Genomic DNA, 12,086 nt, shown 5'->3' on the forward strand with positions numbered 1-12,086 from the left:
GACGGTTTTTCCGTAGTAAATGACGTGTTTTCAACACAACAGACGACTCGTATGTCTTACAGTCAAACATTAAGCCGATGCGTCAAAAATCACCCCCCCTGTACTACTTTCATTTTGACCACGTGAATAGGTAGGTACTTTCTGGCCGGCGTGTGCAATCAGTTCCAGTACCTGTGAGTAATGTTGATAAGAGCGTGTGGACACAATCCACTGGACCCAGGTCTCATGTCGCAGCTTTTTGGAACGCTGCTGTGCTGCTTCAATTTTCTGAAAGAGAGGCTCCGCTTCAGGAACGTCCAGTTTCAGCAACAGTGCATGCAGTGAGTCGGCTGGCAGCCCCTGCTGTGCGGCGGCCTGCAGTAACTGCTGTCGTCTGAGCAAAACAAACTGCAGATCACGTGTGAGTTCCGCTTCAACGGCGCCGCATTCATCAATGAGTTTGACATCGATCTGCCTGAGCGCCTGAGATTTCTTCTGATACAGTTCCAGCAACTGGTTTTGCACCGGTTCCAGATCACGCAGGATCCCTGACAACTGGCTGAGTAACTGCCGATGCTGCGTCTGTGCAGACGCACTTTGTGCTTCATGCATAGGAGCCCCCTTTCTCCCGTTTTACATAGTCCGCCCTGTGAGCGGAGAAAATCGCCTATCGTTATAATCGGCATAATCGATCCAGGTCTCGCGTCTGTTTTAACCAGAATCTTTTCTGCCGACTTAACATGATGACTTTTAAGGCGTTATGCCTGCAGCGGCATCAATCGAATCCAGCGAACTGGCATTCAGCTGTCGTGAAAACGAGGAAAACAGCGCATCAGAGAAGCTGCCGCCTTCATTTTTCGCCATGTCTGTTGAGATCTGCTGGTCGAGTTGCGACTGAAACATTTCTTCCGCCTGACCACCATGAAAATAGGCGGGCTTGCCTTGTGCAGACCGCATCGCTTTAAACATCTGCTGGTAAAATGTCCCTGCGACGAACTCCTGGAACTTTTCTTTCAGTTCCGATGCGTCCTGGCCAGGTTGATTTAATTCCGCAGGAGCGCCGCTCACATTGGAGAGCAGCGAGGTCTGGTTCATCGAAGGTTGAATGGCGGAGAGAGAGGTCATCACTGTTAATCCCTGAAAGTGATTTTGAAATGGAACCGGCGTCAACTTAGATCAATGCTCATCATACTCAGCGTGCAGCTTTCCAGAGCGGTGCAACTCCCGGATGATGCTGATGACATCTTCCGTCGGTACACGCAGCTGGTTCAAAGCCTCCACCAGCTGCTGCAGTCGTTGCGTGCTCTGTTGTCCCTGCTCACCCGTGATAGGCACAAAGCCTCCCGGTAGTCCCCCCTCTGCAGGATTTCCGACACCTACAGTTAAATTCTTATGTGAAATCACCACCGGGCTGATTTCCACTTCGCCCGTGACAACCACCGTTTGTGATTTTGGATTGACGACCACCCGTGCCTGCTGATGCGGGCGATCAATGCCCACTTCCATCACGGCAGCCACAAATTCGACCGGCGATTCCATATACTGTTTGGGAATACGGATAAACACCCGGCCGGGTCCCTGTGCAATCGCCAACTGCCGATTGCCGGCTTCGAAACTGAATTCCGAGTTAATCACGCGTGCCACTTCACTGGCAGTATGAAAACCAGCATGATGCCGGTCGACCAGCAGTGTAATGGAACGTGTTCGGCGGTCGATGAACGGGAGATCGAAGTCCCGTTCCATGACCAGGCCGTTAATAATTTTTCCTGTCGCCTGCGAAAGATCGTCTTCCAGGATAATTCCACCTGAGCAGAGACCGGCGCCGATCCCGTTTCCGATTTCCGGAGTGGCCACTGGCGCGACGAGCAGGCGTCCGCCTCGCAGACTTTTGGCACCCAGCATGGAACTGACATAGCAATCCAGCTTCTGCCCTTTGCGGATCCCGCTGGCTGGAATGGTTGCTTCAATCATGACCAGCGCCACATTGTTGGCTGCGGACAGATCTGCCAGATCGACCACCGGGTTATTCAAATGTTTAAGAGCTGCTGCCAGGCTGCGAATGGTCGGCAGGTTTTTGCCGCCATCACCCGTGCCATCCAGACCGACGACCAGCCCCATGCCCGTCAGTTTGATTTCTTTCATACCATATACGCTGCAGATATTTTCCACGCGTGTCCGCGCCTGCAGTTCAGAAACCGAACACGGGAGACAGACGAGGAGTATCATCAGGCTTAAAACAGGTTTGAACAATCGGGCTGGCATAGTAATTTCCCGTCGCAGTTCAGCAAATAGAAATGGAATTAAAAAGGAAAGAACCAGTCGTACAACACCACCCCCCATGGTCGTTTGGTACTCTGATACACTTTACCTCTCTGGTGTTTGACAATATCCAGATTGGCAATATTTTCACTTAACGCCGTGTTATCACGGTTAACATCTTTACTGCGAATTTCACCCGTCAGGCGATACTCCCAGACATCATGATTCGTGCGGATACTTTTTCGGGCTTCCAGAATCAGGTTTCCATTCGGTCGGATATCTACCACGATGGCAGCGATCCGATACTGGATGCCTTCACGGTCCGCTAACTGACCGGTACTCTGCAGACGCCCCTGCAACTGGGTATCAATTTTAGGGCTGTTCAAAGCCGCCGGTGCCAGATTCCCTGCAGAATCGATCCGCATGAACTCTTTCAGTTCGGCTTTCAGTGTTTCGGTTCGATTCCGGTTAAATCGGGAATCAACGGTCACGCTGGACTTTTCATCCACCATAATCGTAATGATGTCATGGACCTTCACCACGATCGGTTCCGGTGCCGGCACATAGATCAGTGAATAATCTCTGATCAGTGGTGGCTTGGGAGAATCTGAATAAAGGTCTCCCTGACCAAATGTGTTTGCCAGAGACGATGTCATCTGCAGCGCTTCGGTCTGAAAGCCGAATTCGTTGATTTGCGCTGACGCCAGACGGGGAACGCGTCGCTCTCTTTTTTCCGCAGGCTCCTGTGCCTGCGTGGTTGTTTCTTCTGCGGAAGTACCCTGGGAGGATCGTATTGCAGTGCTCGAATTGGCCTGCGCGGTTCCCTGCACTGTGGGTTCCTGCGCCTGCACAACAGACGAACAAAACAATACGATACTTCCCAGGGAAATCGCCTCCCGTAACACTGCCAGCAGCTTCGTGCGCTGACAGATTCGCTCACTGTTTCGTGTTATTTTTTTCATTTTCGAATTCCCCCTCTTCGAATCGCATACCCGCCCGCATTTTGAATGTTCCCGGACGGAACATTGCCGACAGCCGCTTCAGAGGAACCGGAAATAAATTGAATCCCGTTCTGTGGCTGAACTTCATTCGTCGGTCGGTAATTCACTTCGGCCTGGTTATAGCCGGTCACGGTTGCCATCAGCCGGTCCCGGCCTTCCAGCGCGATCAGCGTGATCGGATCACCCATTCCTCCTGTGCCCTGGGCCCGCATTTCACGACGAACTGAAATACCGCCACGTCGGGCATAAACAGTCACAATCGCACCGTCGCGGATCAGAGGCACTTCTATTAAATCCTGACTTCGCATCACATGGGACTGATACACGGTCCGCGTCAATTCTCTGCCGATCACCAGGCGGGGATCAGTAATCCCGGTCTGACTTTTCTCCGGTCGCATCCAGACCAGATCATCAGCGCGAACGACGGTGCCTTTGTTTAATGTGTATTTGGCTGCCAGGATCTCAGGGATCCGTTTGAGTTGGCAGATAATGCGCATTTCGTGAACCTGACCTTGTGCATCCAGCAGCTTCATACCGACAGCCTGCTCTGTTTCCAGTAGCTGATCCAGTCCGGCAAAGCGAAACATGTCTGCACGGTTATCGAGTACCTGCCGCACATTATCGCGTGGCAGACGGACTGTGAGAGAAAACTGTTTCGAGTCAGGGTAACTGCTTCTGATCCAGTCAGTCATTGCCTGCTGAATTTTCTGTTCTGCCTGTTCCTGATCCTGCTGCGTGGTCACCGCCTGTGGTCGCGCTGATTCCTGCTCTACTTTCTGTGTACTGACGCGAACCTGACTGCGGCCCGTCAGTTCCAGTTGGCTTAAATCCACACCCAGCGCCTGTAATCGTCCCCGGATCTGTGAAATGGTAATGACCTGAGTCCGCCCCTGCGGAGGAGCCGGCTGCAGGACCATGGCCTGCATGCGTGTGACCTGTTCCGGATCGGCATGCAGCACATCGGCGATATCGCCCAGGCGCACGACGGACGTATTCACCTCTGCGGTCGCTTTCAGACGCAGAATTTCCGCATGCAGACTATCTGTACTGTAGAGATTACAGCAGACCAGCATTGAGAAACTCAAGAACGATTTAATCCAGAAACGAAGCATGTCAGATCGACTTTGTGTAGTAAAACAGGTTATTTCATAGATGAATTAGAAACGACGCAGGTTGGCAACGGTCTGCAGGGTCTGGTCGGCGGCCTGCACGACCTGGCTGTTGAGTTCAAAGTTACGCTGCGTTTTAATCAGCTCGACCAGTTCCCGAACCGGTTCCACATTGGACTGTTCCAGAAATCCCTGTCGCAGCTGACCGCGGCCTTCTGTTCCCGGATCACCAAACTGGGAAGGACCGGAACCGGTGGTTTCCAAAAACAGGTTATCTCCCTGACGTAGCAGCCCCTGATTATTGATGAAACGGGCGATCTGAAGATTGCCGGCGGTCTGAATCTGGGTCGATCCCTGCTGCTGATAACTGACAACGCCATCACCGGAGATGGTAACATTGATCGCATCCTGGGGAATCGAAATCGTCGGCTGGAGCTGGTAACCTTTATCAGCGGATGCCATCACCAGGTTTCCATTCGCATTCAATGAGAAGTTACCGGCCCGGGTATAGAGATCCTGGGTCCCATCATTGACGCGGAAAAATCCATCGCCGACGATCGCCAGATCATAAGTTCCATTGGAAGGTAAAATCGAACCCTGTTCAAAATCACCTTCGGTACTCTGGACCCGGGTACCAATACCAAGGGCAATTCCTGTGGGAGTGATATTTCCCTGATTGTCCTGCACGCCAGGCAGCTTGAAATTTTCGTAGAAAATGTCTTCAAAATTGGCCCGGCTCTGCTTGTACGCAGTGGTACTGGAGTTCGCCAGGTTGTTGGCAATGATATCGAGATTAAAGCTGTTCGCAGCCATTCCCGAAGCGCTGGAATACAGGGCTCTTACTGCCATTGGTAGTCTCCTTACTCCCCTAACCTGTTTTAAGAATGAAAGCAGGTTACCATCTAAAAAATTGTTTGCTTAACGTCGTGGCACACTTTGCAGTAAACGCCCGAGTGATTCATCCTGTAACTTGATCATATTAATGTTGGATTCAAACATCCGGGAAGAGGTCACCAGTTCCATCATCTCTTCCACAGAATTAGTGCCGGATGCTTCAATAAAGCCCTGTGCGATATTCGCTGGCCCTTCCAGCGGATTCACACGTCCTTCTGTTGTGTACATGCTCTTCCCGATTTTGACGAGCTCATCCAGCGAGCCTGGCATCACCACAGCCAGCTGGCCCAGTTTCCCCATTGGTTGATCATCCGTATCAAAGGGAGTGACCACACCATCGGGTGTAATGGCCACATGGGTCGCTTCAAGGGGAACTTTGATTTCTCTTCCATCAGTTGTCAGGATGGGCATGCCATGATCGGCTGTGACCAGGCGGCGATCTCCATCCAGTGAGAGTGATCCATTGCGCGTCAGAAATGATTCCTGTGCGCTGCCAACCTGAAAGAAGCCCTGCCCTTTTAACGCCAGATCGAACTCACTGTCTGTAGTGATGAGCGAACCGGGTTCAAAGTCGGTGGTGATGGTTTCCAGAGAAATGCCACCAGAGTGATTTTCCAGATCACCGGGCAATGGATTGAGAGCCCCCTCCTGCTGATCATGGGGGGGATTAATGCGAAAGATGGGAACATCACGTTTAAATGATGTTGTGTTCGCATTGGCCATATTGTTCGAAAGCACATCAAGCCGCACCGAATTTGCTTCGGCGCCTTGCGCTGAGAGGTACATGCCGTAAATCATTGGGATACCTGACTTGAACCCGCTGCTTTTACGGTATTAGAACCATATCACAGCGAGATCAAAGAATTTCGATAGACACTTCCCCCCGTATATCTATCGGATCCCTACAACAGGCATCTTTAATGTAATCGGAAAATACATTCCATTTTATCCAGCCTTCCAGCAGCCACCAGTGATAGCCTGCAATGGACCCCGGACGGAAACCGGATCCTGAGACCTGATACAGTCATAAACTCAGCAATAGAATGGTTTTATGTCTGGAATCGATACAGGAAACGTGAAACAGAAATAATTTCTGTTTAGTGGTGGGGTAGCAGCATGACCTTACTTCATGTTTTCGACATAGGCGAATGCTAACAGATCAACCTGCCTGACATCTCATTGACCAGCCTGGTTGTTTACAGACCACAACCTTGTACGGGAACACATTCGACTTCAAATTGCTGTACCAGCTTTCGAATCTCAGATCGATTCACTGACACATCATCAGGTGCCTCAACACCCAGTCGAACTCGGTTCCCCTTAACAGAGAGGACTTTAATGGAGATATTGTCGTTAATAATGATCTCTTCATCCTTGCGTCTTGTGAGCACTAACATCAGTGGACTCCTTTCTTATGGGATACATTCCTTTGATTAATCCAAACAGGCCCTACAAACTCACGATAGCGTCAAGTCACATCCTTTGTACTTGCATATTATACGTAGCAAACTCGATTCCGGTTTGAAATAAAATCAGAATAATTAAAATTTTTACCATAATCCCTCAAGTTTGCAGTAGCTTTGCGTAATTCTTCTCAATCAGTGCAATTTCACCATTTTAACTTTATTGTTTCGAGCTGGCAGAATTACACACTTTTGTCGCAAAAAAGTGTGGCACTTTGCAACAGTGTGGTAAAGTTGATGTAGTGATCTGTCCAGAATGCATTTGTTTTGAGTTTGACGCAATCACGTAAGTCTGGTCGATAAATTAAATGAGTCAAAGATCCGCCAGGTTCATTTTTCTGGGCGCTCAACAACCAGGAAGGAAGATTGAAAACCATGTCTGCCATTCGAAAGCTGTTTCCTGTTGTCACAATTGTGGCTTGCCTGATTCCCGTGAGCAGAGGAAATGCTCAGGAAGTCAAGGCTCCTGCCGCCGATACCCTACCGGAAATCGTACCTGAGACGGCTGAAAAGAAAAAAATCCCCCCTCTGGATGAAGTCATGCAGATCATTGAGGAGTATTTTTCTGATCGTAAAGGCTACAAATCGGGAGATATGCTGACTCGCGGTCAGATCAAGCCACTGTTTCGGCAACTGCAGCAGGCAGGCTGGTCGGTGAAAGCGGAGAAAGACATCCTCAAACGGCTACATGCGGATTCTGATTTTCTGGTCGCTCAACTCAGCACCCCCAAAGGGGTCATTTTCATGCGTCGCATTGCCCAGATGCCGGGTGGCTATGATCGCCTCGACCATATCCTGGTCATGCCTTATGGGAAGCGACGTATTCGGGAATTCATCAATTCCCCCGGCGGATACACGATGATCGAATATATGACGACTACCAAAGGGGGTAAGAATCTGGGTAAGTACCTGTCCAAAGCAAAAACGGGCAAGGGATTCAACCAGCCAACTCCCTATATATATACTCAGACTGATTTAACGAATGTTCTCAAACAGGCTTATGAAAAAGAAAACGCGAAATCAAAGGGAAAGCGTTAGATTGAATTCCATTTCAGGGCTGTGTCCAGCTTTACTGTAGCGTCTCCAAAGCCATTTGGACCGAGTATCATAGATTGTGAGACGCTATGCTTAAATGTGATGTGCTCTAGACTGTGTCCAGCTTTACTGTAGCGTCTCCAAAGCCATTTGGACCGAGTACCATAGATTGTGAGACGCTATGGTTAAATGTGATGCCCTTTAGTTACTGCAAAACTGAATACAGGTTCCTTTGAAATCGCATTTGATAACAGCCTGTTTCTTTGACAGGTCAGCCCTCCAGATTCACACCAAAAAATGTGGCGCTCTCGGTTATATCCTGTTTACACGATTCAATCATGTTTTCAATCTGCTCTTCATCCAGGTCGAAGTAAGTCTGCATAATCTCTTCTGCTTCCAGATACTCTTCGGAACTGCGATTCCACACAGAACCTGCCAGCAGGCTCCCCGTACGTATCGCCATTCCCAGCGGACAACCATGCTGTCCGTCCCCATGATGCTGTTCAATCGCGGTCACCATTTCCGGAGGCAGTGCCCAGTGATCCAACAGACGGGCTCCGAGCAGTGCATGATCGAATCCAAAGTACTGCTGTTCTCCCTTCAGAAGCTGCTCACCATGGGGGTAACTTTCATAGATCAGACTGTATTGCTCACGTTCCACCTGTGAAAACACCAGAATTCCGACATCCGCCAGAAGACCCGCGGTGTAAGCTTCATCATTTTTCAGGCACTTATGGTGATTTGCCAGATGGGATGAAATGGAAGCAATCGTCAGGGCTCTCTGCCAGTAATCGGCAAAAATTCGCCCCTTGCTGCGTTTGGTCAGCGATTCCACCATGGAAAAGCTGATCGTCAGCATGCGAATCGCATCCTTACCCAGATAGGAGACCGCGTGTCTGATACTGATGATCTGTCGGGAGACGCCGTACTTGGATGAATTCACGACCTGCAGAATTTTCGCTGCCAGCCCGGGATCATGCTCGATACATCGAACAATATCATCAATGCGGCTTTCCGGATCTCGGGTCAGTTGCAGAATCTGTTGTGCAACTTTCGGGGCCGAGTGTAAGCGATCTAAACGTTGAACAAATCGATCTGCCAGATCAATGGGGTCTGCACAATTATCAACTAACATGACCATCCTTCTTTTTGTAGTTTACTGCGTTGCCTTTTAGCCCGTTTAGGGGTTGTCTTCTCCCGAAATCTATCTTTGGAGAACGCAGACACGGTCAATAATTGTGATCCGATAACCAGTTTTCTGATACTTGGAAGCAAGTGTTCCAGAAATGACGGTCGGGACTGTTGTAGTACCGATTGACCCTCGATTCTGAGAACAGATTTCCCTCCTCAGAATATGACTGCCTGACCTTACGCCAACAGTTTGAGTCCTGATTCCTGGATTTCATAGGGAACCAGTGATTCATCGACGGCACTGCCACGATGTTTGGCAACATGCAGTGCCCGGCTCATCCGGTTTCCTTCCTTGATTTTACCCATCAGAATGATGGTATTCGCATTGGAAAGGACATCCCCGCTCTCGATTGGACGTTGTATGAGATCATCCAGCATCACTTCATGCGTCGTCAGCAGCAGCAGACATCCGATCTGCTGAAAATCATAACGATGCTGTTCTACCTCGGCCTGATGACTGCGGAACTGTGCCCGGAACAGATCACGGGCGACCCAGTCATATTCTTTACGGAGGATCTGGTGGTAGACGTATTCAAACGCATGAAACTGGAACGAATCACTGGGGCGGTCCGTCGGTTCGATACCATCGATCACCGTCCGTCGGACGCCATGCACGAAGTTGGAATAAAAAAAGGCAATCGCGGCGTCCAGTTTCTTGACGAATTCCAGTTTCCACTCTTTCCATTCATCCAGTTCCATATCACGGCGCGTCACCCGACGACCACTCTGGCGAAACAGATGCTGGTAGTCGGTTCGCGTCTCAGCATCCCAGATCCGGTCCAGGTCAAAAGGCGCATCAACCAGTTGTTCACGCAGCTTCCATTGGAAAAGTCGCTCGGCGTAATCACTGTGACTTTGGGAATCTCCGCGGGTGGCCATATCAAACAGCACCCCGGTCTGCCCTTCCTGCTGCAAGCCAGCCTCTGCGAACTGCAGACCAAGCTGTGTTTTGCCGATCCCGGTTGCGCCCAGCACCACGGTCAGTTTGCCTGGCAGCAACCCGCCCGAGAGCAGTTCGTCGAGTTCAGGAATTCCCGTTTTTTGTCGCAAGTCAGCCATGATGAATCTTCGTTTCGCGGAAAGAACCTCCGCGCCTTTGTGCTTTTCGGTTAGCGCCAGCCGCTGAGTTGACCAGGATCAGACGGTAATATAGCGGTCACGGGCAGCCACATTCCAGTGGTCAACCACTTTTCCGACACTGACGACCGTCACTGATTTATGCAGAGCTGACGTCGGGCAGACGTGCCGGGGAATCGCCAGTAGTTCATCACCGGGCTGAAATTCGGCAGCCCGTTCACTGATGACGACCAGATGTTCTTCATTCTGCAGTACCGGTTTCGCATCGGGTAGATCGGGGAACCGGCAGCGATTTTCCATCGCAGGGTCAGAAGCAATGGCTTTATAACCCAGATCAAAGGTAATGCGTTCCGGACCGGGGCGGCTGATGACACGCGTTAACACCATCGCTGCCGGAGTAAAATTCAGGTCGGGAAACATTTCCCCATACCCGACATCATGCAGCACACAGGTTCCCGGGCAGACTTCGATATCCGGATCGTCAATGCTGGCAAAGATGGGGAACGAACCGGTCGCACCTGCCACAATCCGCGGGACCGGGAGTCCTTCGGTGACCAGTTGATCCCGCAGACGACTTACGTTGTTCCAGACTTCTTTAACCGCGATTTCCCGTTCATGAAAATCAACCTGATGATTCTGCCCATCATAGGCGTGCAGACCCGCCGCGATTAAACCGGGCGTATTCGCGATCATCTGGTACAGTTCGACTGCATTCTCCCCAGGTGCAATACCGGTTCGATTCTGGCCGGTATTCAGATCGAGCAGGACTTCGATTTCGAGTCCTGCGGCGGACATCGCTTCGCCCAGTAAGTCAACCGGGGCGGGATGATCGGCGGTCACCTGCAGCGACACATCGGGCCAGCGTTTACGAAACTCCACCGCGCGGGCGATGTTGGGGCCGACCAGGTTATAAGCCAGACAGATATCTTTGACACCCGTATCTGCCAGCATTTCGGCTTCCGCAAATGTCGCCGCCTTATGCTTCAGGATTCCCAGTGAAAGTTCCAGTTGGATGATCTCACGCATCTTATGAGTTTTACAATGCGGGCGCAGTCGGGAAGGATCTCCGACCAGCTCAATCATTTTTCGTAAGTTGTCCTCAAGCAGATCCTTGAAGATAATCATTCCCGGTGAAATGATCTGACTTGTATCGTCTATCTGATAGCATGCATCCATGAGCAGACCTGATCGCAGTTTGAAATTTTAAATACCCTGAAAAAAGACCTTTTCCGCCGTCTTTTCCAGAATCCATTCTTTGTCCATCGCAGACAGAAAGGGCAGACCATTCTTGACTAAACCAATGGATGCCTGATACGAATGATCGCCTTGCACCTGGTAAGGACAGTCGGTGGCCCACATCAGACGATTCGCTCCAAAGGCCTGATACACTTTCTGGATCAGTGGCAGCAGATCGTGGTAAGGCATCTTTTTTTTGCCCAGTGCATAGAAGGCGGAGACTTTGACATACACGTTGGGATGCTTGGCCATCTTGCAGAGCATGTCAACTTCTTTCGGATCGATTTCCCCGGAAACACCAATGCGGGCCAGGTGGTCAATAACGACCGTCGTATCGCGATGTTTCTGGCACATCTTATCCAAGGCAGGCAGGCCGACGGCATCCATCAGGCAGCACATGGCCATGCCTTCTTTGGCGCCGGTCTTCCACATCTCTTCCATGCATTCCCCGTCCAGCCATTCATCGACTTTTTTCGACAGAGGACGAATGCGAAAGCCCCGCACGCCTTTCTTTTTCAGAGCCAGCATTTCAGGAGTCGGGTTCTTTCCGTTCTGATCGATCACCGCGACACCTGAAAACATACCCGGATATTTCGCCATGCTGTCCAGCATATAGCTGTTGTCAAAGCCATAAAAGGACATCTGAATCAGCACCACCCGATTCACGCCGACCGGCATCATTTGTGCCTGCAGTTCTTCAGCCGTAAAGCTGGGCGGTACCATATCAGAAACCTGATACCCCGGTGCCAGGGGATATTTTTTGACATCCGGAGTCCAGACATGCGAGTGTGCGTCGATATATTCCATTGCATAAGCCTCTGATAGAAAAGGTTAGCGGGAAA

Annotated in this window: 13 protein-coding genes; 1 reads left to right on the plus strand and 12 read right to left on the minus strand. The window is 50.6% G+C overall.

Annotation, left to right across the window (positions count from 1 at the left end):
- Positions 1-69: 69 nt before the first annotated feature.
- From Pan161_RS12710 to csrA, 8 genes are all read right to left on the minus strand, one after another.
- Positions 70-591 carry a hypothetical protein gene (locus Pan161_RS12710; RefSeq protein WP_145227337.1) on the minus strand — a complete coding sequence of 174 codons (522 nt, stop codon included), beginning with the start codon at positions 589-591 and terminating at the stop codon, positions 70-72.
- Between the two features lie 138 nt (positions 592-729).
- A complete protein-coding gene (locus Pan161_RS12715; RefSeq protein WP_145227339.1) occupies positions 730-1,104 on the minus strand; it encodes a rod-binding protein in 375 nt (124 codons plus the stop codon).
- Between the two features lie 51 nt (positions 1,105-1,155).
- The gene (locus Pan161_RS12720) at positions 1,156-2,241 is read right to left on the minus strand and encodes a flagellar basal body P-ring protein FlgI (RefSeq protein WP_145227341.1); all 1,086 of its coding nucleotides are present in this window, start codon (positions 2,239-2,241) and stop codon (positions 1,156-1,158) included.
- Between the two features lie 38 nt (positions 2,242-2,279).
- Positions 2,280-3,200, minus strand: coding sequence for a flagellar basal body L-ring protein FlgH (locus Pan161_RS12725; protein ID WP_145227343.1), 921 nt, complete (start codon positions 3,198-3,200; stop codon positions 2,280-2,282).
- Positions 3,197-4,324 (minus strand): flagellar basal body P-ring formation chaperone FlgA, encoded by a 1,128-nt coding sequence (flgA, locus tag Pan161_RS12730; RefSeq protein ID WP_197995850.1) that lies wholly within the window; start codon positions 4,322-4,324, stop codon positions 3,197-3,199. Before flgA ends, Pan161_RS12725 begins: the two co-directional genes overlap by 4 nt.
- A gap of 72 nt (positions 4,325-4,396) precedes the next feature.
- Positions 4,397-5,197: a flagellar basal-body rod protein FlgG gene (flgG, locus tag Pan161_RS12735; RefSeq protein ID WP_145227347.1), complete on the minus strand. Its 801-nt coding sequence runs from the start codon at positions 5,195-5,197 to the stop codon at positions 4,397-4,399.
- Positions 5,198-5,266: 69 nt separating this feature from the next.
- On the minus strand, positions 5,267-6,040 hold the full coding sequence (locus Pan161_RS12740) for a flagellar hook-basal body protein (protein WP_145227349.1): 774 nt from the start codon (positions 6,038-6,040) through the stop codon (positions 5,267-5,269).
- A gap of 398 nt (positions 6,041-6,438) precedes the next feature.
- Complete coding sequence (gene csrA, locus Pan161_RS12745) at positions 6,439-6,639, minus strand: carbon storage regulator CsrA (protein ID WP_145227351.1); 201 nt, start codon at positions 6,637-6,639, stop codon at positions 6,439-6,441.
- Between the two features lie 441 nt (positions 6,640-7,080).
- On the opposite strand from csrA, the gene Pan161_RS12750 reads away from it, so the two are divergent.
- Positions 7,081-7,743: a hypothetical protein gene (locus Pan161_RS12750; protein WP_145227353.1), complete on the plus strand. Its 663-nt coding sequence runs from the start codon at positions 7,081-7,083 to the stop codon at positions 7,741-7,743.
- Between the two features lie 268 nt (positions 7,744-8,011).
- Here Pan161_RS12750 and Pan161_RS12755 read toward each other — a convergent pair whose 3' ends face one another.
- The 4 genes from Pan161_RS12755 to Pan161_RS12770 form a co-directional block, all read right to left on the minus strand.
- Entirely contained in the window at positions 8,012-8,875 is an 864-nt protein-coding gene (locus Pan161_RS12755; protein WP_197995851.1) for an HDOD domain-containing protein, read from the minus strand.
- A 233-nt stretch (positions 8,876-9,108) separates the two neighbouring features.
- Entirely contained in the window at positions 9,109-9,990 is an 882-nt protein-coding gene (locus tag Pan161_RS12760) for an RAD55 family ATPase (RefSeq protein ID WP_145227357.1), read from the minus strand.
- 78 nt (positions 9,991-10,068) lie between these two features.
- The gene (locus Pan161_RS12765) at positions 10,069-11,184 is read right to left on the minus strand and encodes a D-TA family PLP-dependent enzyme (protein WP_145227359.1); all 1,116 of its coding nucleotides are present in this window, start codon (positions 11,182-11,184) and stop codon (positions 10,069-10,071) included.
- A 27-nt stretch (positions 11,185-11,211) separates the two neighbouring features.
- On the minus strand, positions 11,212-12,051 hold the full coding sequence (locus Pan161_RS12770; RefSeq protein ID WP_145227362.1) for an amidohydrolase family protein: 840 nt from the start codon (positions 12,049-12,051) through the stop codon (positions 11,212-11,214).
- Between the last annotated feature and the right edge of the window lie 35 nt (positions 12,052-12,086).

The sequence above is a fragment of the Gimesia algae genome, from assembly GCF_007746795.1.
GTDB lineage: Bacteria > Planctomycetota > Planctomycetia > Planctomycetales > Planctomycetaceae > Gimesia > Gimesia algae.